The sequence below is a fragment of the Mycobacterium sp. NGS15 genome (assembly GCF_059813245.1).
The window spans coordinates 61,149-88,098 of record NZ_JCALEF010000007.1 but is presented as its reverse complement, the minus strand read 5'-3'; the positions used below and the strand labels follow the sequence as shown (position 1 = coordinate 88,098).

The following is a 26,950-nucleotide window of genomic DNA, read 5'->3' as shown; positions in this document are numbered from 1 at the left end:
GGAACATGGCCCGGAACAACGGCTTGGACATCGGCATGCTGACGGCAGGGCGCTACATCCTGTTGACCACGTTCACCAAAGACGGTGTGCCCAAGCCGACTCCGATGGGCTTCGTCGCCGAGGGCGATGAGCTCCTGCTGACGACGAGTGCGAACACCTGGAAGGTCCGGCGGATCCGGCGCGACCGGAAGGTGCGGGTGGCGGTCTGCACACAGCACGGCCGGGTGATCAGTCCGGTTGCCGAGGCCACCGCGGTCATCGTGGAGGATCCGGTCTCGGTGGCGCGTATCCGGGCTGCAGTCGTCAGACGGTACGGATTACTCAGCCGGATCGTGACCGCGTGGCTGGATCGGCGCAATGGCGCCAGGGTCGGTATTTCGGTGACGCTCGGTGCGCCGGAGACGCCGTGACGTTCCTAGACTGGTCGGCATGGGTGCGAACCTCCCGGTGCCGACGTTCGACGACGTCTGTGCCGCCAAATACGTCCTGTTGACCACCTACACCAAGGACGGTCGGGCCAAACCCGCCGCGGTGTGGGCGGCACCGGAGGACGGTGAGCTTCTCGTGTGGACGGAGAGCACGTCCTGGAAGGTGCGCCGGATCCGCAACACCCCGCGCGTGACGCTGGCCCTCTGTGACGTACGTGGCAAGGTGCGCAGCGGCGAGATAGAGGGCACCGCGCGAGTCCTGGACGCCGAGGGCACCGAGCGGGCGCGCGCGGCCATCACCCGGAAGTACGGCCTGCTGGGGTGGGTTCTGGTCAAGGCCAGCGTGCTGCGGCGCGGCAGCAGCGGCACGATTGGGCTGGCCATCACCGCCTGACCCGGAACACCGAACCGGGAACCCGGCGACCGGCCGGTGCGTTGTCCGGGTATGTGGCCAGGCCTGTTTTTGCTGTATGTGATCGTCGAGGTGTCCGCCCTGGTGGCGTTGACCTCTGCGGTGGGCATCGGCTGGACCATCGTCGCTGTTGCCGCGGCCTTTGTCGTTGGTCTGATACTTGCCGGCTCGCAGGCCCGGCGTGCCCTGGGCCAGCTGCGGCGGGGAGTGCGTTCCCCGGGAGGCGCGGTCGCGGACGGTGCGCTCATCGCGCTTGGAACCGTCGCGGTGGTGATCCCGGGACTGGTGTCCTCGGCCATCGGGCTGCTCATGCTGCTGCCGCCGATCCGTGCCGTCCTGCGGCCGGTGCTGACCCTGGTCGCGGCGCGGCAGCTGAGTCGGCGCGCGCCGCTCATCACCGTCATTCCCGCCGGATACGGGGCGTTTCAGGCCACTCAAACACGGGCGAGCACCGTCGACTACATCGACGGCGAGGTCATCGATGTGAGTGACCAGCAAGCCGGACCGTCCTCGCGTTACCGTCCCGGCCACGACCTGCCTGCGTAGACGTCGTCCGAACCCGGCAGAATTACCGAGTGCAGACTCAACTGCTCGTCAATGCTCGCGTGCATAGCCCGTCGCATCCGGCGGCGACGGCCATGGCCGTGATTGGTGATGTCATCAGCTGGATCGGCGAGGACGACCTTGGCCGCGCAGAGTTCCCTGATGCCGACATCGTCGATCTGGAGGGTGCGTTCATCGCACCCGCTTTCGTCGACGCCCATGTTCACCTCACCGCACTCGGGCTGTCCATCATCGGACTCGACTTGTCCAACATGACTTCTCGTGCGCAATGCCTGGCCCGGCTGACCGGGTACGCCGGTGAGCACGCCGATGAGGTGATCTGGGGGCACGGTTGGGACGAATCTCGATGGCCGGATCGGGAGCCGCTGAGCACCGCCGAACTTGACGCCGCAGCACCCGGCCGGGCCGTCTACCTCACCCGTATCGACGTGCATTCGGCCGCGGCATCGACTGCGCTGCGCCGGCAGGTGCCGGGGCTTGCCGGTGCCGCCGGGTTTCATCCGGAGCGTCCGCTGGCCGGGGCGGCTCACCATCTGTTGCGGGCACACGCGCGCGGTGCGCTCTCCGTGAACGGGCGGGCGAGGGCGCGGCGCGCGGCCCTGGACAGCGCGGCATCGCTCGGCCTGGTGTCCGTGCACGAATGCGGCGGGCCCGAGATCAGCGGGCTCGACGATTTCCGTGAGCTGTTGGCCACCGAGCATGGAGTCCAGGTCACCGGATATTGGGGCGAGCCCGCCCGCGACCCCGGGCATGCGCGCGAGCTCATCGCCTCGACGGGAGCTGCCGGCCTGGCCGGTGACCTCTTCGTCGACGGTGCGCTGGGATCGCATACCGCCTGGTTGCGGGAGCCGTATCACGATGCGCCGCATACCTGCGGCACGATGCATCTGGACGCCGAAACAGTTGAGACGCACCTGGACTCGTGCACACAGGCCGGTATCGCCGCAGGATTTCACGTGATCGGCGACGCCGCCGTCACCCAGGTGATCGACGCGCTGGACCGTGTTGCCGCCCGACATGGGGTGCCGGCCGTGGCTCGGTGTGGACATCGCCTTGAGCACCTCGAAATGGTTTCGGCGCCGCAGGCGGAGCAACTCGGCCGCCTCGGGGTGATCGCCAGTGTGCAACCGGCCTTTGATGCTCTCTGGGGTGGCCCAGACGGCATGTATGCGGAACGACTCGGCCCGAACCGAGGTACTCAGCTAAACCCGCTGGCGCTGTTAGCATCCCAAGGCGTGCCTCTCGCGTTCGGTTCTGATGCCCCTGTCGCGCCCTTGGATCCATGGGTGACGGTGCGGGCAGCGGCCCATCACCGCACCGCAAGCAGTTCCGTTTCGGTCCGCGCGGCGTTCGGTGCGGCGACCCGGGGGGGCTGGCGCGCTCAGGGCGTTCATGACGGTGTGACCGGAACGTTGACCCCGGGAGCGCTTGCCAGCTATGCCATCTGGGAGACGGGGGACTTGACCATCAACACCAGCCAACCGGGAGTGCAGCGGTGGTCCACCGACCCGCGCTCGCGGGTCCCGGCCCTGCCGGATCTATCGGATGCCGCTGCTGCGCTCCCCACATGTCTACGGACCGTCCACCGCGGCAAGGTGATCCATGGCTGACGAAACTGTCGACGACTCCGTTGACGAGATAGTTGGTAAGGGCGTGGCGGATCGCGATGCCGGGGCCGACATTCCGGTAGATGAGGCGCCGGAGCCTCCCGGCGAGACCGGCCCCTCACGCGGTGCGGTCTTCGCGGAGGCAGTGCGCGCGCGCCTTATCGCGTTCGGACGGGCTTGGCTGCGCGCGTCGCCCCGCCAAGGCGCGGCGATGATTGGCGGCCTCGCCTTGTGTGCGAGCTTCCCGCCGTGGGGTTTCTGGTGGGCCGCCTTCCCGGCACTGTCGATCCTGGGATTGGTGCTGTGGTCGCCGAAGACCCGGCTGCGCGGTGGGCTCGGGTATGGCCTGCTTTTCGGTCTCGCGTTTTACGTGCCGCTGCTGCCGTGGACGGGCCAGCTGGTGGGCGCGATCCCTTGGTTGGCGCTGTCCTTGCTCTCCGCGACCTGGGTGGCCCTGTTTGGCGTGCTGGCGGTCGCTGTGCGGGGCCTGCCGGGTTGGCCGCTGTGGTTCGCGGCCGCCTGGTCCGCTGCCGAATGGGGTAAGGCAAGCGTTCCGTTTGGTGGGTTCCCGTGGGGCCGTATTGCTTTTGGGCAAGGCGATGGCCCCATGCTGAGCCTGGCGCGATACGGGGGAGCGCCGTTGGTCTCCTTCACGGTGGCCCTGGGTGCTTTTGCGGTGACCGCACTCGGCATCGAGATGTACCGCTGGTGGCGCAGCCCGTCCCTGGGCCCGGATGGTGCCCGTCCGGTGCCATCGGTGCTGCTGCCCGGAACCTGCGTGTGTCTTGTGCTGATCGCCATGGCGGTGAGTTGGCAGCAGGTTCGGCATGCGAGCCACGGCGCCATGGATGGACGGACAGTCACTGTCGCCGCGGTGCAGGGGAACGTTCCGCGTTTGGGGCTCGACTTCAACGCCCAGCGGCGGGCCGTACTCGACTATCACGTCAAGGAGACTCTCTTGCTGGCCCAGGACGTGAAGGCGGGAAAGGCTCCGGCACCGCAATTCGTCGTGTGGCCGGAGAATTCCTCCGATATTGACCCGATCCGCAACGCCGACGCGGCCGAGGCCATCACCGAGGCGGCACAGGCCATCGGCGTACCCATCCTGGTCGGCGGCGTGCTGCGCCACCCCGATTCCACCCCCGAACAGCCCAAATCGATTAATTCGATCATCGTGTGGGATCCGGACACCGGCCCGGGCGAGCGCCATGACAAACAGATCGTGCAACCCTTCGGTGAGTACCTGCCCTGGCGCAGCTTCTTCGCGCATTTCTCGGAGTACGCCGACCGCGCCGGATATTTCGTCCCGGGGGAGGGCAACGGTGTCGTCACCGCCGGTGGAGTGAAGATCGGTGTGACGACGTGCTGGGAGGTGCTGTTCGATAGGGCCGCGCGGCTGTCCACGCTCAACGGTGCCGAAATTCTCGCGGTGCCGAGCAACAACGCGCTATTCGGCACCGCGATGAGTGAACAGCAGCTCGCCATCTCCAAGGTTCGGGCCGTCGAACACGACCGGGAGGTTATCGTCGTCGGCACCACGGGGATCAGCGCGTTTATCTCTCCCGACGGCGTCGACGCGGGCCGCACCAAGTTTTTCGAACCGGCCTATATCGACATGCAAGTGCGGCTGCACAACGACCTGACACCCGCCACACAATGGGGTCCCTGGATCGAATGGGCTCTTGCTTTGATCGCAGGACTTGCCGTCCTGGCCTCGGCTGGCCTGGCGATACTGCACAATGGAGGGCTGAAGAGGCCGGAACGTGAGGTAGAGCCGCCCTCACCGATTAAGGAGACCTGACCGGAGTGGATCCCGTGACCGAACGTCCGAGCGCCCGGACCCTGGTGATCATTCCGACGTACAACGAGCGGGAGAATCTCCCGCTGATCCTTGGTCGGCTGCACAAGGCGCAACCCGACGTCCATGTGTTGATCGTCGACGACGGCAGCCCGGACGGCACCGGGGAGCTTGCCGACGAGGCGTCGCTTGCCGATCCGGATCGCGTACACGTCATGCACCGCAAGGAAAAGGGTGGCCTGGGCGCGGCCTACATTGCCGGCTTTGGGTGGGGCCTGGCACGTCAGTACTCGGTGCTGGTGGAGATGGACGCCGACGGCAGTCACGCCCCCGAACAGCTATCCCGCCTGCTGGATGCCGTGGACGCCGGAGCCGACCTGGCGATCGGCTCTCGCTACGTCCCAGGGGGCACCGTCGTGAACTGGCCGTGGCGGCGTCTGGTGCTGTCCCGCGGCGCGAACGTCTATGCCCGGCTAGTGCTGGGCGTCAAGCCCCACGACATCACCGCGGGATACCGTGCGTACCGGCGTGAGGTGCTCGAAAAGCTGGATCTGGCGGCCGTTGAATCGCACGGCTACTGCTTCCAGATCGATCTCACCCTGCGCACTATTGCGCATGGCTTCGACGTTGCCGAGGTGCCGATCACCTTCACCGAACGTGCGATCGGCGAATCGAAGATGAGCGGGTCGATCATCAACGAAGCCCTGGTCAAGGTGACCAAATGGGGTATCACAAGCCGCCTGGATCGGGCCCGCGGCATTAATCGCTGAAGGTACTCAGCCCTCACGCATTGCGGGCCATCAGGCCGCCGTCGACGGGGATGACGGTGCCGGTGAGATAGGACGCTGCCGGCAGACACACGCTCAGGGTCATGTGCGCCACTTCCTCGGCACGGCCGTAGCGGCGCAGCGCGGTGCGCCGGCGCGCATAGATGTCCTTGTCCTCGGCGGAGATCGCCGCCGTCATCGCGGTATCGATGGGCCCGGGGCAGATGCAGTTCACCGTGATCCCGTCTCGCCCCAGGTCGACTGCCAGGCTCCTGGTCAGACCGGCCAGGCCGGACTTGGCCGCGACATATGGGCTGTCGTAGGGGGTGGCGCCGAGAGCCTCGGTGGAGGCGATGTTCACCACACGCGGGGCAGGGGAGTCGCGCAAGAACGGAAGTGCCGCGCGGACAATCCGTTGAGGTGCGGTCAGATGCACGGCAAGCGACCGATCCCAGGTGTCGCCGTAGTCGGGGTCATCGAGCGATCTGAACGCCGCGAAACCGGCATTGTTCACCACGATGTCCAGCCGGCCGAATCGTTCGGCGACGGCCGCGACCACCTCGGTGATCTGCGCATTGTCGGTGACATCCAGTGCCCAGGCGGCCGCTGAATCACCGATCTCAGCGGCGACTGCCTGTGCGTCCTCCAGCCGGCGATCGGTGACCGCGACAAACGCGCCATCCTCGGCGAAAACCCGGGCAGTCGCCTTCCCCATACCGCTGGCGGCACCGGTGATCAGGACTGCCGAACCCGCGACGGACCTGCCGGAGGCACTCATCAGGGCGCGCTGCGCTGCCGCGCCCTAGCCCCTGCGACGGCCCTTGATCAGTTCCAGACGTTCCTTGAGCAGCTCGTCGAGCTCCTCGACGCTGCGGCGCTCCAGGAGCATGTCCCAGTGCGTACGTGGGGGCTTGACCTTCTTGGGCTCGGGCACATCGCCGTCGAGGAGGGTGCCTTCCAGGCCATTGCGGCATGCCCAGTTCGCCGGGATTTCGGCATCGTGAGCGAAGGGAACGTCGAATTCCTCGCCATTGTCGGTGCGGTAGCGGGCCATGCGGCGGGGCGCCAGGTCGTGGTCACGATCGGTTTCGTAGCTGACGGCGCCGAGACGGCTGCCCCGTAGAACACGATCTGCCATGTGTACTTCTCCTCTTCACTGCGGGTCTGTGGATCGGATCCCGCGCTCGAATTGCTGGTGGCTGTCTATGTCAACGCCGTACCTGCGCGGTTAGTTCCCTGTTCGTGCAGGTTGTGGCCCTCATTATAGCTGGTGAACGCCGTTGTGACCGTCACCGCTATGCGTCTGTGACGCAGGGCGGGGTATCGCGATTATCCGAGTCAGGAGCGCTGCGCCGTGGTGATAGCTGCGCGGCCGTCGGGGGGCGATCCGCTGGCATAGGCCGGTGCGTACTGCTGCAGCAGTTCGCGTGTGGTCAGGTGCTTGCGGCACTGGAACCCGTGCGAGGCCAGCAGTGCGTCGGCGTCATCCGCGGTGAGGCCCGTCAGGTACGGCTCGCCAAACCGTGCGGCCGCCTCGGTCCATAGCCGGGCGCGTACAGACGTGCTGTCTCCTCCGGTGACGACACTGGTGTCGAGGTAGTCGAAAACCAGCAGGCTCCCGGACGCGCAGACCGTCGCGAGGTCGGCAAGTGTCGCGTCGAGCGCGTCCTGCGTGAGGTAGGCGGTCACGCCCAGCCAGATGAAGAGGCTCGGCCGGATGGGATCAAATCCGTTGGCGAGAAGTCTTTCGCGTAACACATCGTGTTCGAAATCGCAGGGCACCCAAACGATCTGATCGTTGTCTTCGGGTGATCGGAGCCGTTCCATGACGGCGCGTTTGTCCGCTTGGGTGGTAGGCGCGTCGACTTCGAAGATCCTGACTGAACGGTGTGCGGCGCGGCGCAACGTGGTGGTGTCGAATCCGGCACCCAGCAGCACAACCTGATCGACACCATCGTTGATGGCGGTTTCGAGGACATCGTCGGTGTAGCGCACCCGTAAGACCAGGAAAAAGTGACCTGCGGCGCCGAACACGGATTTCAGCACTCCGATAAAGCCGCGCGCCACCAAAGGATGGATCAAACAGGCCCGTAGCAGGGGGCTGCGGATGAAATGCCGCGAGTAGGGATCGTCGAGGAGACGCCGCCGTGGTGGCTGCAATGTCTCCGCTGCGCGTTGGGCCGCGCAGGATTGCGCCGTAAAACTCGCCCGACGATCAAGACGACGACTACCCACACCGGTCTCCGTATCTGGTGGCCAACACATTTCCCATATTCAGGTCTGCGCCCGGTGTCCGCCGGAGGTCGAGCCGACCAATGCCGGGTCCGACTCCCGCAGCGCGCGGCACGGCACGCGCATCGGCCACCAGAACCATCGGCCCAGGATGGTCGCGATGGAGGGGATGACAAGCGAGCGGACGATGAGCGTATCGAGCAAGAGTCCGACGCCGACGGTCGTGCCGATCTGCGCGAGCGTGCTGGAATAGCCCGCGATCAACGCGAACATCGTGAAGCCGAAGATCAGGCCCGCGGTGGTGACGACGCTGCCGGTCCCCACCATGGCGCGGATAATCCCGGTTTTGATTCCGGCACGGAGCTCTTCTTTGAATCGGGCGACCAGCAGCAGGTTGTAATCGGCGCCGACCGCGACAAGGAAGATGAAGGAACACGGTACAACCGCCCAATGCAAGGGCAGACCGATGCCGTACTGCCAAATGGCGACACTGAGCCCCCACGCGGAAAGAAAGGACAGCCCCACGGTGCCGACGACGGCGACCGCGGCGACGAAGCTGCGCAACAGCAGCAGTACAACGCAGAACACGAAGGCGAACGCCGCGACCGCACTGGTGATGAAATCCTCCTTGGCGAAGGCGGCGATGTTGAGCAGCGTGCCCCCGGCTCCTCCGATACTTACCGTGCTCCCGCCGAGTGACGTGCCCTTCAGCGCGGCCTTGGCCGCCGGGACGATCTTGGCGCTGTAGTCCATGCTCTCTCGGCTGAACGAATTCACATCGCCCATCACGAGCATCCGGGTGATCTTGCCGTCCGGAGAGAAGAAGACGGAGAGCGCGGACTGGAACAACGGGGATTCGAAGGCCTGGCTCGGAAGGAAGAAGTACCCGCTCGGGTCTCCCTTCATATAGGTGTCAGCGATCTCCCTCAGGAACTGGGTGACCTCATTCATCTGCACCAGCAGCGAGTCCGCCATGCCGCGGATCGGCGTGAGGGTGCGTTGTGAGTCGGCAAGAAAACGGTCCAGCATCCGGACCTGGGCCACCAAGTTAGGCAATGATTCCGAGGCGACGCGCGATGCGTCCACCAGGTCCTCGAACTTGCGTCCTCCGGTCTGGTTGAGCCCGTCGAGAACAGCGAGACCGGTGAGCGCGGTGTTGCAGGGGAGCAGCTGCTTGCAATCGGGAACCATGTCGACGAGCTGGCCGGCGGCGTCGATGCCGTCCGCGACGAGCGGCTGCATTTCGTTATGGATGCCCTTCGCCATCTTCAACAGTTCGATGAGACGTTTCCGGGTGGCTACCCCGGTGCCGCCGGGCAGCTCGACCGCGCGCTGGGTCACCTCAAGGTCTTTGAGGACCACCTTGACCCCGACAGACAGCTGATCGATCTGACCGGTGATTCTGGCGATGCCGTTGAGCTGCGTGCTCACCATCTCGGCGATCTGGGACATCCGTTCGCCGATGTATCCGCCCTGATAGGTCAGGGTGCCCTGGGGAAGCGGAGTGATGAGTGGACGGGTGATGCCTTGTACCGCCTGGACGCCGTCCACGGAGTAGACCGCGTTCGTCAGCTTCGCGAGTGCGATCAGGTCGGCGGAGTTGCGCATGTCGTGATCGGACTCGACGAAGAGGAGATTCGGGTTCAGCAGATTGGGCGGCAGATGCCGATCCGCGGCATCGAGCCCCAGGTTCGCCTCGGTGTTGGCTGGTTGGGCCGCACGCTCGTTGTAACTGATGACATAGGTCGGCAGCACAAGAATCGCCAGTGCCAGCAGGGCGAGGCTGCCGGCCAGCACCGGACCCGGCCAGCGGACCACGTGGGTGGCGATGCGCCGCCAGCGCCGGACGGCGCGCTCTCCGCGCGGTTCGTACAGTCCGAGCCTGCATCCGATCGCCAGTAGCGCGGGGCCGAGGGTCAGCGCCGCGGCAAGGGCGGTGAGGATGCCGATGGTGCACGGCAAACCAGAGGTGGAAAAGGCGGCGAGTCTGGTGAGCGTCATGCATGCGGTCGCGCCCGCCACGGTCAGTCCGGAGGCGAAGATGATGCGCTGCACACTCTTCAATGCGGTGTAGTACGCCGTGGTCGGGTCCTGGCCGGCTCGTCGCGCCTCCTGATATCTGCCGAGCAGGAAGATGCCGTAGTCGGTCCCCGCGCCAAGGACGATTCCGGCCAGCAAGCTTGACGCGAAAATGGAAATGCCGATGATCTCCTGCTGGCCGAGAAGAGCGACGATCGGCCGGGCCGTGACCAAAGCGACGGCCACCACGAGCAGTGGCATTGCGGCCGTGAACAACGAGCGGTACGTCAACGACATGATGATGGTGATGCAGATGGCGCACGCGAAGATGATCGGCAGGATCGATCGGTTGATGGCGAGCAGCTCGTCGTTCACGACCGCGGACGGACCGGTCACGTAGATCTTCACCCCCGCCGGGGGCGGATAGGCCTTGACGATGTCGCGCACGGCCTGAGTGGACTCCATGGCCAGCGCGGTGCCCATGTTGCCACCCAGGTTGAGGTAGCTGAAGGATGCCTTTCGATCCTGGCTTTCGAACGCCGGAGCAAACGATGGGTCGGACCATAGGTCGATGGTCGTGATGACGTGTTTCTTGTCCGCCTTGAACTTCTCCATCAGGTCGGCGTAGTAGCGGTGCATCTCCGCGCCGAACGGGTGGTCGCCCTCGGCCAGCACCGCGACGAAGTTGTTCGTACCGCCGTTGCCAAAGTACTTGCCCATGTTGGACAGCGCCTGCACCGACGAGGCCTCGTCGGGCAAGAAGGACAGCGCGTGTCCCTCAATCACTTTCTCCAACTGGGGGCCTGCGGCATTGAGCCCGCACGCGAGCAGGACCCACAGCACAACAATGGGTATGGAGAGCCCATACAGCAGTCGGGCGTACAGGGGTCGGTGCTGCGCGCTTCCCGCGTAGGTCTCGCGACGGAACGGCACAGAGAATTCCCCGCGCACCCGGCGACCGAATGCCCGTGATCGGGCGGCGAACCCGGCGGGCGCGCCGGGTGCGGGTATCGGGCCGGTATCTGCTTCGGCCTCGTTCCCGGTCATGCGACTTGCACCTTGCAACTGGCGATGCCACCGGTGGCGGTCGCGATTTGTTCGTCGCGGACCTGTCCGTTGACGGTGATCCTGCATCCGACTCCGGTGGCATTGGATTGCACGACCATGCTGGTCACAAGGGAGGGTTCGACGGTGCGCAGCGCCTCCTGCCATGGCAGGACCGTGCCGACATTCTGGTTGTGTCCGTTGTCATCGAGATAGGACACCGTCGCCGGCGTTCCGGCGGGCCCGATGGCCTCGTACTGGATGGTCCGTTCGGAGAGGCTGCCGAGTACGGGGAGGCGGCTCACGATTCCCACCGCCTCGTCGGGGATCTCGCTCGCACGCAACTTGAGAATGAACGCGGCTGCAACCGTAAGCACCGCCAGCACAACAAGATACACCCAGGCGCTTCTCATCAAGCGGCCTTTGGAGGAAGCGGCAAATCCATTGTGAAACACCCTTCGTGTTGCCAATCAGGCGCGTACAGTGCGAATTCCACAGGATGACACGGCAGGCAAAGCTTCTTTGATGATGACGATGATGGCAGATGAGTTACGAGCTTCCCGCTGTTTCGGCAAAAGTTCCATTGTTTCCCGGACGGTCCAGTAACGAGGAGAGGGCAGAGCATTGGTCGCGGTGGCCATTATTGGCATTGGATGCAGGTTCCCCGGGGGTATCGAAGGCGCGGAATCCTTCTGGGAGTTCGTGTTGCGCAAAGGCGATGCCGTGGCCGACATCCCGAAAGATCGGTGGGACGCGGACAAGTATTACGACCCCGACCCCGATACCCCGGGCCGGATGTACACCCGGCGCGGCAGCTTCCTCAGCCAAGGATTCCGGCGGTTCGACGCGGACTTCTTCGGGATCTCGCACCGCGAGGCCGCGGTCCTGGATCCACAGCAGAGACTCCTTCTCGAAACCTCCTGGGAGGCACTCGACGACGCGGGCATCGCTGGAAAAGCGTTGGGCGGCAAAGTAGGAACGTTCATCGGCGGTTTCATGAACGACAACATGGTCAGCCGGGCGCTCGCCCGCAACCTCGAAAAGATCAATAACTTTGCCGCTTTCAGCGCGTCCCAAACTTTGCTGTCCAACCGCATTGCCCATGCGCTGGACCTGTGGGGGCCGAGCATGACCGTGGACACCGCGTGCTCCTCATCCCTCGTGACAACGCACCTCGCCGTGCGGGCGGTCGCGGGCGGCGAGTGCGATGTGGCGCTCGCGGGCGGCGTGAACGCCATGTTCCAGCCGGAGACCTTCATCACGATGTGTAAGGGCAGGTTCCTCGCTGCGGACGGCCGCTGTAAGTCATTCGACGCGGCCGCCGACGGCTACGGTCGCGGCGAGGGCGTCGGTGTCGTTGTCCTCAAAAACCTCGAACAGGCGCAGCGCGACGGCGACCGCGTCTATGCGGTGATCCGGGGCAGCGGGGTCAATCAGGACGGCAGAACGATAGCCCTGCCCGTACCGAACCCGCTGTCACAGCAGCGGCTTGCGGAACAGGTGCTGGAGGAGGCGGGCGTCGACCCCGCCCTCGTCGGATACATCGAGGCGCACGGCACGGGCACCAGTGTCGGCGACCCGCTGGAGGCAGAGGCGTTGGGCCATTCGTACGGCCAGGCGGCTGGGAGGGCGCAGCCTCTGCTGATCGGATCGGTGAAGAACAACTTCGGGCACACCGAGGCTGCCGCGGGGGTCGCGGGCCTGATCAAAGCGGCGCTCACCGTGCAGCGCCGGACCGTTTTGCCGCAGGTCGTCCTCGACAAGCTCAACCCCGCAATCCCCTTCGACGAGCTCGGGATTCGGATTCCGACCGAGGTGCAGACCTACCCCGATCTGGGCGCCCCGGCATATGCCGCGGTGAACAGCTTCGGCTATGGCGGGACCAACGCGCACGTCCTTGTAGAGGAGCCGCCCGCGCCTGTTGCCGCGGTGCCTGTCAGGGACAGCGTCCGGATCTTCCCCGTCTCCGCCCGCAGCGGCGCGGCGCTCCACGAGGTCGCCGGGCGTTACGCCGAACTCCTGAAGCCCGAAGAGGGCACGGCGGGCGCAGTCTCCGATGAGTACGTACAACGCCTGAAGACGGCCGTCACCGGACGCAGGGCGCAGCATCACCTCCGTAAGGGCTTCATCTACCGCGACAGGGATGACCTTCTCGCGCAGCTGAATTCCTATGCCGAGAGTGACGAAGCGGCACCCGCGCGTGCCCTGGTCGAGGGAATCTCCGATCCCGTGTTCGTCTTCAGCGGCATGGGTCCACAGTGGTGGGGGATGGCGCGCGGTCTGTTGCAGAGCCCTGGCGCCTTCCGCGAAGCCGCCGCCGAGATCGATGTGGTATTCCAGGAAATCTCGGGCTGGTCGGTGATCGCCGAGCTGTTGCGGCCTGAGGGGGAATCGCGTGTCGGCCGCACGGAGATCGCCCAGCCGGCGAACTTCCTTGTGCAGGCGGCGCTTGCGAAGCACCTCCAACAGTTCGGGATTCGGCCCACGGCGGTGGTGGGGCACAGTGTTGGGGAGGTCGCCGCAGCGTATGTCGGCGGCGCATTGTCCCTACGGGACGCCGCCACCGTCTCCTTCCATCGCTCCCGCCTGCAGGCACAGACGGCGGGGTCCGGCGGCATGCTCGCAGTCGGCCTCGATGCGGAGGAAGCCCAGCGCCGGGCGGGGCGCTTCGGAGCGGCGGTATGTGTCGCGGCGATCAACAGCGCCGCGGCGACCACGCTGTCCGGCGACTCGAAGGCCCTGCAAACACTGCACGATGCGCTTGCCGAAGACGGGGTCTTCGCCCGGATGCTGCACGTGGAGGTTCCCTATCACAGTCAGCTCATGGACCCCATCCTTGGTGAGCTCACGGCTGCGCTGGCCGGACTTTCCCCACGTCAGGCGGTCGTGCCGTTGTATTCGACGGTCACCGGCGGAAAGACCGGCGGCGAGGTATTCGCGGACCCGGACTACTGGTGCACGAACGTGCGCGAAAGCGTCTTGTTCGCGAAAGCTATCGACACGCTGATCGGCGACCGGTACCGGGTGTTCTTGGAGCTTGGACCGCACCCGGTACTCCTCGGAAACATCCGTGAAAGCTTTGTGCGCCATAGTGTCTCGGGTGCTGCGGTTCCCACGCTGCATCGCGATCAGGATGACGAGCAGTCCGTGCTGCAGACCGTCACCGACCTGTATGCGGTGGGTGCAATCGACGCACCGGGTGAGGCCGACCTGTACACGAACGGCTCGATCCCGCACATGGACCTGCCGAAATACCCGTGGTCGCAAGAGGAACTGTGGGAAGAAGACCCCTTGACGCTGCGCGCGCGCTACGGGGATGCCGATCGTTTCGCGCTTCTCGGCGATAGGGCGGAGGCGCTGACGCCGCAATGGGAGGTGACCCTGGCTCCCGCCAACCTGCCCTGGCTGCCCGACCACACGGTCCTCGGTTCGGTCGTGCTGCCCGGAACCGCGTATCTCGATGCCGCGCTGTCCGCCGTGCGTCAACGCTCGGGCCGCGGACAGGCCGGAGTGGACTCGGTGGTCTTCGCGGTGCCGTTGGTCGTTGCCGAACACGACGCGCCGATCACTCGTCTCACTGTGGACGAGCCCACCAAGCGATTCACCGTCAATGGCCGTTCCGCGCACACCCAGCTGTGGACGGCACATGCCAGCGGCAGACTGGTCGAGGCGAATCTGGGGGAGTTGCGGATCGATGTCCCGCAGTCCGAGCACGACAGGGTCTTCGACGGCGGGGACGTCTACAAGGGGCTGGCCGCGGTCGGGCTGACCTACGGTCCGGCTTTCCAGCGCATCCGGAATGCGCGCATCGGTTCGGCGGGCTGCGTCGCGCAGCTCGCGAGCCCGGAAGCGGTACCCGAGCCGGGGACCACGCCCAAGCACGCCGTCCACCCCGCACTCGCCGACGCGGCCCTGCAGTGCATCGCGGTCCTCTTGGCGGCGCGTCCGGAACTGGACATACCTCCGACGGCGCATATCCCGGCTTCGGTGGACCGGGTGCGGCTGTACCACGACGTGCCGGAGGACCCGATCGCAGTCGTCGAGATCACGAGCACGCAGCCGCTGCGCGCGAATGCCTATCTCGCTTCGCCAGACGGCGATGTCGCCCTGGCCATGACCGGTGTGACACTGCGGCCCGTGGGAGCTGCCTCGGACGCGTTGTCGGAGCTCGACCAGTACTTCTACGAGCCTCGGTGGGAGCCGTTCGACGAGGAGCAGGAAGGTCACGAGGGGCAACGTCCCCCGGCGCCTGTTACCGCTGTTCACGCGGCGAACGCGATCGTCGAGATCGGGGAGGTGGCCGCCGCTGTCGCTGAGGGTGCTCGCCGCACTGCCGGTGCCGGTGCCGCCATTCTGCGCACCGACACCCAGCAGGGATCAGATCTCGCCGGGACGTTCGCGGAAGCGTTGCACGCGGACACGTTCTTGCGCATTGTGGTGATCGTCGGCTCCGGGAAGGCCTCGGTAGAGAACCTCTATCAACTCGTCGTGGTCGCGCAGGCGTTGAGGACGGTTCTGGAGGCCGAGACCGAACGTGGTGTCGTGAATCCGGACGTGCAGGTAGTCGTCGTGAGCACGCACGCCTTCCTTGCGCCGGGCGATCGCAGCCTCATCCTCGATCAGGCCACGCTTGTGGGGGCGCGCCGCGTGTTGGCGAACGAGCAGCATCCCGCCAAATGGTCTCTGGTGGATCTGTCCGATTCGGTTACCGCAGATGAGGTGGCCATAGAGATCAGCGCGATAAATCGGGCCGAAGAAGTCGCGGTACGCGCGGGCGTGCGGTGGACCCAGCGGATGCGCCGGTCGCTGTCCGAACTCGTTGCGCCCTGGGAAGAGGCATTCGAGCCCACCGACCCCGAGGTGGCCTACGAGGTGCAGATTCCGGATACGCGAACGCTCAAGGACATCGCGCTGCGCGCATGCGATCGCGTCGAGCCGGGGCCGCGGCAAGTGGAGGTCCGTGTCGAGACCGTCGGACTCAACTACAAGGACCCGCTCAAGGTCCTCGGAATCCTGACAGAGCGCGAGCTCGGCGAGACATATTTCAAGCTGGACCCCGGTATGGAGGGTTTCGGCGTCGTCACACGCGTCGGCTCCGCGGTCAACGAGCTCCGGGCCGGCGAGAGCATCGCGGTCGCGGAGCGGGGTCTCCTGCGCCGCTACCTGACGTTCGACCTCGACGGTGGCGCGGCGTGGGAGCGGATAGAAGAAGAGCATCTCCAGCGTGAGGACTTCGATCCGCTCGCGGTGGGTTCGGGTGTCCCATTCTTCACAGCGGGGTACGCCTTCTACAAGCTCGCGGATCTGCAGCCAGGCGAGAGCGTCCTCATCCACGGCGCGGCGGGCGGTATGGGCATGGGCGCGGTGCAGATCGCGGTCAACATGGGTGCGGTCGTCTATGCGACCGCTGGTAGCGAGGAGCGCCGGCGTGCGGCACTGGAGCTCGGTGCTACCGCGGCCTTCGACTCGCGCTCGGTCGGGTTCGTCGACGACATCCTGCGAATCACGCAGGGGCGCGGGGTAGATGTCATTTACAACTCGCTGCCCGGCGAGATGATCGCCCAGAACTTCGCGGTCGCCGGAGAGTTCTGCCGGATTATCGAAATCGGGAAGGCGGATATCTACTTCGGCGGTGTGATGGATCTCAAGCCATTCAGCGGCAACCTGTCGTTCCACGCGATCGACATGGACCGGATGCTGCGGCTGCGTCCGGAAACCTTCCGTGAGCTGCGGCGCGAGTGCACCGAGATGCTCACCTCGGGCAAGCTCACCCCGCTCCCGTTCACGAGGTTCCCGATCGGCGAGATCGTCGGCGCGTTCGAGGCGGTGTTCCGGGCGGCGCATATGGGCCGGATCGTGCTGGATCTGCGTGATCAGACTCCCAAGCTGCTGCCGCGCAAGCCAGATCGGGCTCCGGTGCGTCCCGGCCACTCCTACCTCATCAGCGGTGGATTCGGCGGCTTCGGGTTGGCCACCGCGCGCTCGCTGGCCAGGGCCGGGGCGACCCATCTGATCCTGGCGGGCCGCAGTGGCGCCACGACGGAGGTTGCGCGGGCTCAGATCGAAGCACTGCGCGCCGCCGACGTCGACGTGTGGGAAGAGCGGATCGACATCAGCGACTACGACCAGGTCTCGGATCTGATCGCGAAGGTGGAAGCCTCGGGCCACCCACTGCGCGGCGTCTTCCATGCCGCCGCGGTGGCCCACGACGAGGTGCTCGCGGACATCAGCGCGGAGTCGTTGTACAAGGTGTTCGCGCCGAAGGTCGACGGTGCGCTGAACCTCGACAAAGCCACGCGCGAGCACAATGTGCCGCTCGACCACTTCGTGCTGTATTCCTCGATCAGTGGCCTGATCGGCATCGTTCCGCAGCTGACCTATGCGGCAGCGAACACCACGTTGGACGGCCTGGCTCAGGCGCGGCACGCAGCCGGGCTGCCCGCCCTGTCCGTGAGCTGGGGTGCGATGAGCGGTGGCGGTATGGCCGAGGTGGAGGCCATCGTGAAGTTCCTCGATTCGGTCGGGTTGCGCCGCCTCAACATGGATCTCGGGGCGACGATCATGCACGAGTGCTCCCGTTTTCAGCTTCCGCACGTTGCCATTGCGGGCGTCGACTGGGGAGTCTTGCGCACCCCGCTGCCCTCGACCGCCAAGAGCACACGTTTCGCGCATCTGTCTGCGGAAGCTGCCGCGGTGTCGAACGAACAGGCGGCCTTCCGTGCGGCGGTGTTGGCGCTGCCGGAGGAAGAGCGCGGCCCCATGGTCACCAAGGAGCTGGCCAAGGAGCTCGCCAACGTGCTCAAGGTTGACGTGGACAGCATCGACGCCACCGGGCCGATCGCCGACCTGGGGATCGACTCCCTCATGGCGGTGGAGTTCGCCGCTCGCGCCGGCAAGCAGTTGAACATCCAGATCAGCGCGTTCCAGTTCACCCCCGACCTCACCCTCGAGGCGGTCGGTGCCCGAGTCGCCCTACTCATTGCTCAAGGGGTCGGCGACCCCGAGCACGACGCGATATAGAGGATCCGTGTGACTGTTTCGTCCCCTCCATCTGCGCGTGACTGCTGGTGGTGGCCTAGGGCCTATCAGCCGTCCCTGCCCACCGTGCTGTTCTTTCCGGGCGCGGGAGCCAACCACGCCGGGGAGAACCACCTCGTCCCGTACCTGGCCGGGGTGAACTTCGGTGTCTGGAGGATGCCGGGGCGCAGTACCCGGTCACAGGAGTCGCCACCGGAGAAGTTGAGCGTCCTCGCGGAGGATTGCGCGTCCGCGGTCATCGGACTCGGTTGCCGCCGACCGGTTCTCGCCGGGAAGAGTTTCGGCGGATTGTTGGCATACACGGTGTGTCAGGCACTGGAGTCGCATGACTTCGAAGTGGGCCGCTTCGTCCCGGTGGTGAGCGGGCATCCGTCCCTATGGCGAATGGACGCCGTCTACGCCAAGACCCGGGGCCACGACCCCAAGGAACACGCGCTCTGGAGGCTGACCAACGATGAGCAGCGCGGCGCCTGGCCCCCGCAGAAGATAGCGGATGAGTCGCTGCTGGCGCAGGCGCGTCTCCACGCGGTGATCGATTTCAGCCTTGGCCTGCAACCGATCTCGCGCCGCCGAATCAAGACCCCGATCACGGAGGTGAGCGCGAAGGACGACCAGGTGCTGCCGAAGTTCGCGCCCCCACGCCGGTGGGCTCCCTACACGAAGGGGGAGTTCACGAGCATCCTCGTGAAGGGGGGCCACTACTTCTACTGGTCGAACCCGCAGGCCTTGGCGACCATCTTGACGCACGAAGCCGAGCTGGCCCTCGGCGGCTCGTACTCCTACTAGCCGCCGAGGCCGGCGTCGTCCTACGGGGTTTCGCGTTGGCAATCCGGACCGGTGTACTGCCAGTTCGGGTTGCTCGAGTATTCGCAACCCGGACCCACGTACTTCCAGTTGGGGGCCGGGGCCGGCAGTCGCCCGCCCTCGCCCTGCCAGTTTCGGCCTGCGTACCGCCAGCCCCATGCGTCGAACCAGCTGTCGGGGTTGACGCAGCCTTCGACGTTTCCCGGCCCCCATGGGGGCGGGGGCGAGGGATACGGTCCGTTGAAGCACACATCCGTGGGGGCGGGGGCCGGCCGCGCCGATGCCGGGCCCGCGCTCAGGAGAGCGATCGGGGCGGCGATGACGCCTGCTGCTAACACGGCCTGCCCGACCATGATGACTTTGTTCATCGCACAACCTCCGACGTTGGATGCCGCTGTGATTCCGCAAGATTAGCGCACAATTACGCGTTTTCCTGGCAATTGTGGCAATTGCGCTCGTGGGCCCATCGGCCTGCGAATCGGCGTATAGCGCACCCGCCCTGCCAGCCGTATTGGCGATCTCGAGGGTGCCGATATCTCACCCATGGTGAAGGCCGATCGGTTCGCTGACCCTGCCCTCACCGACACCGTTGGGAGTTCACCACGTGCGGGGGCGATCCGAGTCACCGCTACGCTCCTGAGACGTGGCACGTCGCAAACACGCTCAGCCCTGCAAGTGGTGCGGGCGCGAAGTCGACGACGCAGAGCTGGGTCGCCGGCGCCAATATTGCCGCCAATCCTGCCGTCAGCGCGCGTACGAACAGCGTGCGGCGGTCAAGGGCACCTCGGTGCCGGTAGATGCGGTGGTGCTGACCGCCGACGAAGCCACCGATCTGGCCGATCGGGTGTATCAGGCGCGGTGCGCGGCTGAGGACGTCGCGACCGCCGTCGAGGAGGGCGCGACCCACGACGAGCTGCGCCAGTTGTGCGAGGAACTGCTGCGCGCCGCCAAGGCCGCCGACGGCTGGCGCTAGTTTCTGTCGTTTGCCCGGGAGCGGGATACCCGTCGAATCAGCGCGATATTAAGTCTTCACGGAATCTGAACGCGCCCATAGTTTGTCAACATCGATCGATACCTTGTCGATGCCAGTCGCCAACCCCGTGAGGATCCCCGAGCTTTTCATGACCACCCGTAATACGTTGGTGGCCGCCGCGGCAACTGACCCCGATACCCCGATATCCGCGCTGTCCTGGCGGGCGTGGACCCTCAACAGGCGCTGGGAGATCATACGATTTCTTTCGCCGTTCGTAGTGCTGCTCGTCTGGCAAGCGGGGAGCGGCTGGGGTCTGATCGACCCAGAGATCCTGCCGGCGCCGTCGACGATCGCGCACGCCGGAATCGAGTTGGTCGGCAACGGTCAGCTTGCCGAGGCGCTGCGGGTGTCAGGAATCCGCGCCGCCGAAGGACTGCTGCTGGGTGGCTTGGTCGGTGTGGTGCTGGGCGCGGCGGTGGGGCTGTCGCGGCTCGTCGATGCCGTGGTGGACCCGACCATGCAGATGGTCCGGGCGCTGCCGCACCTCGGGCTCATCCCGTTGTTCATCGTATGGTTCGGAATCGGTGAGCTTCCCAAGGTGTTGATGGTGGCCCTTGGTGCGGCCTTCCCGCTGTACCTCAACACCACCTCGGCGATCCGGCAGGTGGACCCCAAACTCTTCGAAACCGCACAGGTACTTGGGTTTTCATTTTGGCAGCGGTTGCGCGTCATCGTCGTCCCCAGCGCGACTCCGCAGGTGCTTGTCGGGCTGCGTCAATCCCTGGCGCTGTCTTGGCTGACGCTCATCGTCGCAGAGCAGATCAACGCCGATGCCGGGGTGGGTTTCCTTATCAACAATGCGCGCGATTTCCTGCGTATCGACGTCATCATCTTCGGACTCGTGGTCTACGCATTGTTGGGCATTGCCACCGACGCCATTGTGCGCGTGCTGGAACGGCGCGCGCTGCGGTACCGATCATGAAAGGCACATCATGACAGCGGTTTTCGAGGTCACGGAACTGTCGCGGCAATTCGCTGTATCGGCGGCCGAGTTGACGTCGGTCACCAAATGGTACGGACGCAACCGGGTTCTCGACGATGTCTCACTGCGGGTCGGTCGTGGCGAGATCGTCGCGCTGGTGGGCCGCAGTGGCTCAGGCAAGTCGACGGTGCTCAGGGTGCTGTCCGGATTGGCCGGCGACTACGAGGGCGAACGCGAGGTGCTGGGCGCTCCCGCGGTGGCCTTCCAGGAACCACGGCTGTTCCCGTGGCGCTCGGTGCGCGACAACGTGTTGTATGGGCTCACCCGCACCAAGTTGTCCAAGGCGGAAGCGCTTTCCCGCGTCGACCGGGCCCTTGATGAGGTGGGGCTGGCCGATAAGGCGCAAGCCTGGCCGCTGACGCTCTCGGGCGGACAGGCGCAGCGCGTGTCTCTGGCGCGTGCGCTTGTCGCGGAGCCGCAGTTGCTGTTGCTCGACGAGCCGTTCGGCGCGCTCGATGCGCTGACGAGGCTCTCGATGCACCGACTGCTGTTGAGCCTCTGGCGAGAGCATGAGTTCGGCGTGCTGCTGGTTACCCACGACGTGGACGAGGCGATATCGCTGGCCGACACCATTGTGGTGCTCGATGAGGGCCGACTGGTGCACACCTTGCGCATTGGCAACCCGCGCAAACCGCAGGGCAAACATGACAACGAGACCGAGAAGTACCGAGGTGAACTCCTTGCGCAACTTGGTGTTTGACGAGAGGGGCCGGCGATGAGGGGTCGGATCGTTGCGATCGCGGCGATGAGCGTGCTGGCGCTGTCGGCGTGCACCTCCGGTCGTGACGACAAGGGCGACGCCGCTGCGCCGCAGCTTGTCCCGCTCTCGGAGCTGGCGAGCCTCACCCTGCACGTGGGTGACCAGAAGGGTGGCACCGAGGCACTTCTGCGCGCGGCGGGCGAGCTCGACAACGTGCCGTACAAGATCGATTTCTCTACCTTCACGTCCGGACCACCACAGATCGAGGCGGCGACCGCGGGCAAGATCGATTTCGCCGTTACCGGCAATACGCCGCCGATCTTCGGCGCGGCCGCCAAGGCCAAGATCAAGGTGGTATCCGGGTACACGAACGACGCCTCCGGAGATCAGATCCTGGTGCCCGCCGACTCCGCGACTCATTCGGTGGCGGACCTGCGGGGTAAGAAGGTACTGGTCGGCAAGGGCAGCTCGGCGCACGGCCATCTACTGCTTCAGCTGCAGAAAGCCGGCCTCACCGTCAAGGACATCCAGGTGGTGTTCCTACAGCCCGCCGATGCGTTCACGGCGCTGAGCCAGGGGCAGGCCGATGCCTGGGCGATCTGGGATCCGTACACCGCGATCGCCGAAAAGCAGCTCAAGGTTCGCACCCTCGCGACCGCGAGTGACGTCTCCAACGGTTACGGGTTCGGCGTCGCTTCGCAGGCGGCGCTGCGGGATGCCCAACGCAACACCGCGTTGTCGGATCTGGTGCAGCGCATCTCGCGGGCCAGCAGCTGGGCTCGGGCGCACCCGCAGGAATGGTATGGAAAGTACGCGGCAGCAATCGGAATCGATCCTGCCGCCGCGACTTTGGCGCAGGCGCGCAGCCTGCGCCTATCCATACCGCTCAACGGCGAGGTGAGCGCTTCGGAGCAGAAGCTGACTGACTTGTTCGCGCAGTCGGGCCAGATCCAGGGTAAGCCCACATTCTCCGATTTCGTCGACAATCGCTTCAACGAGGTCCTCAAGCAGTTCTTCGCCACACCCCAATAACCCTCACGTCCCCATCCCCACATAAGGAGATCAATTCCCGTGGCCGCCAAGTTCTTCTGGTTTCTGCCCACCAACGGTGACAGCCGTTCCATCGTGGGCGCCTCGCATGCGTCATCGCATCACACCATCCCGGTGGGGTACCGCGAGCCCAGCCTGCGCTACCTCGGTGAGATAGCCCGTGCGGCCGACCGGTTGGGTTTCGAGGGTGTGCTGACTCCCACCGGTACCTGGTGTGAGGATGCATGGCTTACGGCTTCGGCGCTGCTGGAGCAGACCGAACGCCTGAAGTTTCTGGTGGCCTTTCGGCCGGGATTGGTGCCGCCGACACTGGCCGCGCAGCAGGCGGCCACATTTCAGCGGTTCTCGGATGGGCGCCTGCTGCTGAATGTCGTCAGCGGTGGTGACGATACCGAGCAGCGCCGTTTCGGCGATTGGCTCACCCACGACGAGCGATACGAGCGCACCGGGGAGTTCTTGCAGATCGTCCGGGATATCTGGAAGGGCGCACCCGTCGACTACTCGGGAAAGCACTACACGGTGACCGACGCGCGAGTGTCAGAGCCTCCAAAACCGTTGCCGCAGTTGTATTTCGGAGGATCGTCTCCGGCGGCACTGCCCATCGCCGCCGAGCATGTCGACGTGTACCTGACCTGGGGTGAGCCGCCCGCGGCCGCGGCCGCGAAGATCGAGACGGTGCGTGCCCTGGCCAAGGAGCGCGGGCGCAACCTCCGATTCGGCATCCGCTTGCACACGATCAGCCGCGACACCTCCGAGGCGGCCTGGGCCGTGGCGAATTCTCTCGTGGGCGAGCTGACCCCCGATCAGATCGCCGCCGCGACGGCGCTGCATTCGGCCTCCGAATCCGAGGGGCAGCGGCGCATGACGGCGCTGCACGGCGGTCGGCTCGACAAGCTGGAGATCTATCCGAACCTGTGGGCGGGTGTCGGATTGGTGCGTGGCGGCGCGGGCACGGCATTGGTGGGCAGCCACGAAGAGGTCGCCAATCTGATCTCCGAATACCACGAACTCGGGTTCGACGAGTTCATCCTGTCCGGATACCCGCACCTGGAAGAGGCGTACTGGTTTGCCGAGGGTGTGCTTCCGCTGCTCAAGAAGCGGGGCGCGCTGGCCGCCTAGCCCAGACCCGCGCTGTCGTCATCGAGGTCATTGCGCTGCAACCCCATTGGTGTAGACGCGGGTAGATCACCGCCCGCGATCACCTGTCGGGTGATAGGAGTGAGCGCACGAAAGAGCCTCTCCACCTCGGCGTCGGTCAGAGCATCGAGTACCGGCAGTGACACCCGGTCGGTTCGGCTCTCGATATCGGTCTTCAGTGCCCGGCCCTCTGGCGTCAGTCCACCGCCGTCGTCGAGCAGGCCGCGCCGGGTCAGATCCTGTTCGATGGACGTCCACTCGCCCTCGTCATAGTCGCGGCTGCGCATGATGCCGTCCTTGGTGGTCCGACCTGCCGCAACGTGAAACACGTTCGATTCACGGCCGTCGATCCCCGCGGCGACCAGCGCGGCAACATGGGCGTCGCCACGCTGCTCGCGAAGCAGGGTGGCGGCATGCCATAGCGCCGCGACGGGGTCGTCGGGCCACCGAACGGCGGTGAGCGCCGCGTACAAGGGACGCCCGGCCGGCGAGGCGTTGCGGGCCGCCTTGCCGAGTAATTCTGCTGCGGTGCGCAGATTTTCGTCATCGGTGAGGCCGTAGCGCCGCAACGCCGCGACGGCGCCGGTCTGCCGCGCGGCCAGTGCCTGCTCGGGGCTGACAGTTTCCCAGGCACCGTCGAGTGATTTGGCGACCCGGAATGCGGCGAAGTTGTAGAAGACGGCCTGGACGACTCTCGGGTTTACCCTGCCCAGGGGTGCGGATCGGGTAGCGAAGTATCCGCGCCAGAATCCGCGGTAGCCGAGCTCGTCGGCGGCCGCGCGTGCTTCCGGGGCGAAGTACGTGATGCCGTGTATCGGTTCGAAACGTTCGTAGAGGCGCCGGGCGAGGGCGTGCGGACGTGCCATCGATCCAGTGAACCATGGGGCGCCCTGGTGGACTGCCGAGTCCGGTGCGGTTGTCGGTGTGGGCTCGTAGGGTGGTCGTATGGGATTGAGTTTGGAAGAACGACAAGCATTTCTGGCCGAGCCCCATGTGGCGGCAATCTCGGTGAGTGCTGGGGCGGACCGCGCTCCGCTGACCGTACCGATCTGGTACTTCTACACCCCGGGTGGTGAGCTCTGGGTTCCGACGGGCAAGGGATCGCGTAAGCACCAGTTGATCGAGGCCGCGGGTCGGCTGACGCTCATGGTCGACCGTGAGCAGCCGACGGTGCGGTACGTGAGCGTAGAGGGACCGGTGACCAAGGTCGTGCCCCTGGAGCACGACCAGCATCGGCAGGTGGCTGCCCGCTATATCCCGGAGGAGCTGCTCGAGGGGTATCTCAAATATTCGGAGGGATATGGCGAGCAGATCGCGGTCTATGTTTCCCCGGAGCATTGGCTCTCGGCGGACCTCGGCGGCCCGGAGAACTGGGGCTAGCGGTCCGGTATTACCGAGGCATCGGGAACTGTTCGGCTCCTGGGTCGCCTGCGGGTATGACGGGCAGCGTGAGCGTGGACGGGTGCACCGCATCGTGCAGGATCGTCTGCGTGGCCGTGCGCAACTCGGAGTTCTGTCCGAATGGTGCGCCCGTATTCGGGTTGGGCGCGTACTGCGGGAAGTCGCTGCTGGAAATCTCCAGCCGGATGCGCTCCCCGGCGCGGAACCGGTAGCTCACCGGCCATACGTCGATGCGGTACCTGTGCGGCTGCGCCGCCGCGATAGGGCGCAGGTCGGACAGCGATTGCGTCAGTGAGGTGCGGACAATTCCGTTGTTGAGGTTGACTGCGGCACCATCGGCTTGCACGACAACGAGTTTCGCGGTGAAGTCGGTATCCGGGGCCGAAGATGCAGCCCATAGGTCGACGCTGATCGGTCCGGTGACTTCGGTGTCGGTGGTGAGCGGCTCGCTGGTATAGGTCAGCACATCGGGGCGCTGTTCTACGGTGGCCTGGTCGTAGCGACCTTCCGGAGCCGAATCCGCGGCACAGCAGGAGTGCCCACCCGCGCTTGGTACCGGATGGGCGGGGTCGTAGAGGTAGGTGTCGGGCGGATCATGGGGCGAGGCCGAGTTACTCAGCCTCCCGTTGTGTGTCGCGCCCGGACCGGCCAGGTGATACACGGTCCAATTCGTCTGCGGTAGGGGCCAGGAAGGGGCGCTCTTCCATCGGTTGGCGCCCATCAGGTAGTAGTCGACGCGGGGTGACCCGTCGGCGACACCATTGTCGGCGCCCTTGAGGAAGTGGTCGAACCATGCCAGTTGCAGCTCGTTGACGGGACTGCTGGCGCCGGTTCCCAGGCCCTTCAACAGTGTTGACGGACTTGATGTTTCACGACCCCAGGCGAGATGGTCCCACGGGCCGATGACGATGCGCTGGTGTCGGCGCGCCTCTGGTGATCCGCCGCGGGTGGACATGCCGGCGAAGTTCTCCAGGCCCCCGCGCAGGAAGGCGTCGTACCAACCCTCGAAATGCAGCACCGGCACCTTCACGTTCTCGTACCGATCCCGGATGCTCCACCGCTTCCAATAGTCGTCGCGGGTTGCATGCCGGATCCACTCGAAATACCACGGCGCGACGTGCGGATTTCCTGGCTGCATCGGTGGAAGGTCCTGGTAAGGAAGGAAATTGAGCCAGCGATCGCGTTCCTCGTTCGCCGCCTCCAATTGTTCGACGGCCGCGTCATCGCCCCGGTTCTTCGCCGCGGTGGTGGCAATCGTCTCGATCGCCCACGGCAGCACGAAGCCGAGCCGGAATGCGCCGCCCTCGTAGGTCCACCCGTCGTAGTAGTCGGAGGCAGTGTTCGACGGGACGATGGTGGTCAGGTGCGGAGGAGTCGTGGTGGCAGCGAGCCATTGTGTCGCACCGACATACGAGGACCCATACATGCCGACCTTGCCGGTGGACCCGGGAAGTCCAGCCGCCCATTCCACGGTGTCGTAACCGTCGTTGCCGTCATTGCCGAATTCGGTGAATATCCCATCTGAGCTGCCTTGACCCCGAACGTCTTGGACCACCACCAGATAGCAGTGTGAGGCGAACCAGCCGGGAGTCCGGAACCGCGAGGGCTGGACCTGCGCGCTGCTCTTGCCGTACTGGGTGCGCATCAGGATGACCGGCACCGGGTCCTTGAGTTTGGGACGGTAGACATCGGCGCGCAGGATCGTGCCGTCACGCATGGTCGCCGGCACATCGGTCTTCTTCGCGACCGCACACGGGCCGTGGCCGCCGGCCGGCGGCCACGGGGTGAGGCCGGGGCTTTCGTGGCCGCACGCCGCGAGTATGAGGCTCAGCGTGGCGGCGAACATTCCCAGACGTCTGGCCGAACCTGCGGTCATCCCGAAAGAGTACCGAGAGAGGTTCAATCTTCGAGATTCCGGAAATGACGGACCGGGT

General features: G+C 65.6%; 22 protein-coding genes. 14 read left to right on the top strand and 8 right to left on the bottom strand.

Annotation, left to right across the window (positions count from 1 at the left end; translation table 11 throughout):
* Positions 1–5: 5 nt before the first annotated feature.
* The 6 genes from AC5Y5C_RS21310 (at position 6) to AC5Y5C_RS21285 (ending at position 5,579) form a co-directional block, all read left to right on the top strand.
* The gene (locus tag AC5Y5C_RS21310) at positions 6–410 is read left to right on the top strand and encodes a PPOX class F420-dependent oxidoreductase (protein ID WP_499976263.1); all 405 of its coding nucleotides are present in this window, start codon (positions 6–8) and stop codon (positions 408–410) included.
* A 10-nt stretch (positions 411–420) separates the two neighbouring features.
* On the top strand, positions 421–822 hold the full coding sequence (locus AC5Y5C_RS21305) for a PPOX class F420-dependent oxidoreductase (RefSeq protein ID WP_499976744.1): 402 nt from the start codon (positions 421–423) through the stop codon (positions 820–822).
* Positions 823–873: 51 nt separating this feature from the next.
* On the top strand, positions 874–1,386 hold the full coding sequence (locus tag AC5Y5C_RS21300) for an FxsA family protein (RefSeq protein WP_499976262.1): 513 nt from the start codon (positions 874–876) through the stop codon (positions 1,384–1,386).
* 92 nt (positions 1,387–1,478) lie between these two features.
* Positions 1,479–3,014, top strand: coding sequence for an amidohydrolase (locus tag AC5Y5C_RS21295; RefSeq protein ID WP_499976742.1), 1,536 nt, complete (start codon positions 1,479–1,481; stop codon positions 3,012–3,014).
* Entirely contained in the window at positions 3,007–4,812 is a 1,806-nt protein-coding gene (gene lnt / locus AC5Y5C_RS21290; protein ID WP_499976260.1) for an apolipoprotein N-acyltransferase, read from the top strand. Before AC5Y5C_RS21295 ends, lnt begins: the two co-directional genes overlap by 8 nt.
* A gap of 5 nt (positions 4,813–4,817) precedes the next feature.
* Entirely contained in the window at positions 4,818–5,579 is a 762-nt protein-coding gene (locus tag AC5Y5C_RS21285; protein ID WP_499976259.1) for a polyprenol monophosphomannose synthase, read from the top strand.
* Between the two features lie 13 nt (positions 5,580–5,592).
* Here AC5Y5C_RS21285 and AC5Y5C_RS21280 read toward each other — a convergent pair whose 3' ends face one another.
* The 5 genes from AC5Y5C_RS21280 to AC5Y5C_RS21260 form a co-directional block, all read right to left on the bottom strand.
* The gene (locus AC5Y5C_RS21280) at positions 5,593–6,354 is read right to left on the bottom strand and encodes an SDR family NAD(P)-dependent oxidoreductase (RefSeq protein WP_499976257.1); all 762 of its coding nucleotides are present in this window, start codon (positions 6,352–6,354) and stop codon (positions 5,593–5,595) included.
* Between the two features lie 24 nt (positions 6,355–6,378).
* Entirely contained in the window at positions 6,379–6,714 is a 336-nt protein-coding gene (locus AC5Y5C_RS21275) for an RNA polymerase-binding protein RbpA (protein ID WP_043079148.1), read from the bottom strand.
* 200 nt (positions 6,715–6,914) lie between these two features.
* Positions 6,915–7,811 (bottom strand): class I SAM-dependent methyltransferase, encoded by an 897-nt coding sequence (locus AC5Y5C_RS21270; RefSeq protein ID WP_499976253.1) that lies wholly within the window; start codon positions 7,809–7,811, stop codon positions 6,915–6,917.
* A gap of 39 nt (positions 7,812–7,850) precedes the next feature.
* Positions 7,851–10,874 carry an MMPL/RND family transporter gene (locus AC5Y5C_RS21265; protein WP_499976251.1) on the bottom strand — a complete coding sequence of 1,008 codons (3,024 nt, stop codon included), beginning with the start codon at positions 10,872–10,874 and terminating at the stop codon, positions 7,851–7,853.
* Positions 10,871–11,269: an MmpS family transport accessory protein gene (locus AC5Y5C_RS21260; RefSeq protein WP_499976741.1), complete on the bottom strand. Its 399-nt coding sequence runs from the start codon at positions 11,267–11,269 to the stop codon at positions 10,871–10,873. The genes AC5Y5C_RS21265 and AC5Y5C_RS21260 overlap by 4 nt, the downstream gene beginning before the upstream one ends.
* Before the next feature lie 226 nt (positions 11,270–11,495).
* On the opposite strand from AC5Y5C_RS21260, the gene AC5Y5C_RS21255 reads away from it, so the two are divergent.
* The gene (locus AC5Y5C_RS21255; RefSeq protein WP_499976250.1) at positions 11,496–17,891 is read left to right on the top strand and encodes an SDR family NAD(P)-dependent oxidoreductase; all 6,396 of its coding nucleotides are present in this window, start codon (positions 11,496–11,498) and stop codon (positions 17,889–17,891) included.
* Between the two features lie 84 nt (positions 17,892–17,975).
* Complete coding sequence (locus tag AC5Y5C_RS21250) at positions 17,976–18,695, top strand: thioesterase II family protein (RefSeq protein WP_499976739.1); 720 nt, start codon at positions 17,976–17,978, stop codon at positions 18,693–18,695.
* A gap of 20 nt (positions 18,696–18,715) precedes the next feature.
* On the opposite strand, the gene AC5Y5C_RS21245 is transcribed toward AC5Y5C_RS21250, so the two are convergent.
* Complete coding sequence (locus tag AC5Y5C_RS21245; RefSeq protein ID WP_499976249.1) at positions 18,716–19,081, bottom strand: hypothetical protein; 366 nt, start codon at positions 19,079–19,081, stop codon at positions 18,716–18,718.
* A gap of 275 nt (positions 19,082–19,356) precedes the next feature.
* On the opposite strand from AC5Y5C_RS21245, the gene AC5Y5C_RS21240 reads away from it, so the two are divergent.
* The 5 genes from AC5Y5C_RS21240 to AC5Y5C_RS21220 all read left to right on the top strand — a co-directional run bounded on the left by AC5Y5C_RS21240 (position 19,357) and on the right by AC5Y5C_RS21220 (position 23,597).
* Complete coding sequence (locus AC5Y5C_RS21240) at positions 19,357–19,686, top strand: hypothetical protein (RefSeq protein WP_499976246.1); 330 nt, start codon at positions 19,357–19,359, stop codon at positions 19,684–19,686.
* Positions 19,687–19,834: 148 nt separating this feature from the next.
* A complete protein-coding gene (locus AC5Y5C_RS21235) occupies positions 19,835–20,668 on the top strand; it encodes an ABC transporter permease (RefSeq protein ID WP_499976244.1) in 834 nt (277 codons plus the stop codon).
* A 10-nt stretch (positions 20,669–20,678) separates the two neighbouring features.
* A complete protein-coding gene (locus AC5Y5C_RS21230) occupies positions 20,679–21,428 on the top strand; it encodes an ABC transporter ATP-binding protein (RefSeq protein WP_499976242.1) in 750 nt (249 codons plus the stop codon).
* 15 nt (positions 21,429–21,443) lie between these two features.
* Entirely contained in the window at positions 21,444–22,460 is a 1,017-nt protein-coding gene (locus AC5Y5C_RS21225; protein ID WP_499976240.1) for an ABC transporter substrate-binding protein, read from the top strand.
* A gap of 39 nt (positions 22,461–22,499) precedes the next feature.
* On the top strand, positions 22,500–23,597 hold the full coding sequence (locus tag AC5Y5C_RS21220) for an LLM class flavin-dependent oxidoreductase (RefSeq protein WP_499976237.1): 1,098 nt from the start codon (positions 22,500–22,502) through the stop codon (positions 23,595–23,597).
* On the opposite strand, the gene AC5Y5C_RS21215 is transcribed toward AC5Y5C_RS21220, so the two are convergent.
* Positions 23,594–24,481 (bottom strand): SCO6745 family protein, encoded by an 888-nt coding sequence (locus tag AC5Y5C_RS21215; RefSeq protein WP_499976235.1) that lies wholly within the window; start codon positions 24,479–24,481, stop codon positions 23,594–23,596. The genes AC5Y5C_RS21220 and AC5Y5C_RS21215 overlap by 4 nt on opposite strands.
* 79 nt (positions 24,482–24,560) lie before the next feature.
* On the opposite strand from AC5Y5C_RS21215, the gene AC5Y5C_RS21210 reads away from it, so the two are divergent.
* A complete protein-coding gene (locus tag AC5Y5C_RS21210) occupies positions 24,561–24,995 on the top strand; it encodes a pyridoxamine 5'-phosphate oxidase family protein (protein WP_499976233.1) in 435 nt (144 codons plus the stop codon).
* Positions 24,996–25,005: 10 nt separating this feature from the next.
* On the opposite strand, the gene AC5Y5C_RS21205 is transcribed toward AC5Y5C_RS21210, so the two are convergent.
* On the bottom strand, positions 25,006–26,862 hold the full coding sequence (locus tag AC5Y5C_RS21205; protein ID WP_499976738.1) for a CocE/NonD family hydrolase: 1,857 nt from the start codon (positions 26,860–26,862) through the stop codon (positions 25,006–25,008).
* Between the last annotated feature and the right edge of the window lie 88 nt (positions 26,863–26,950).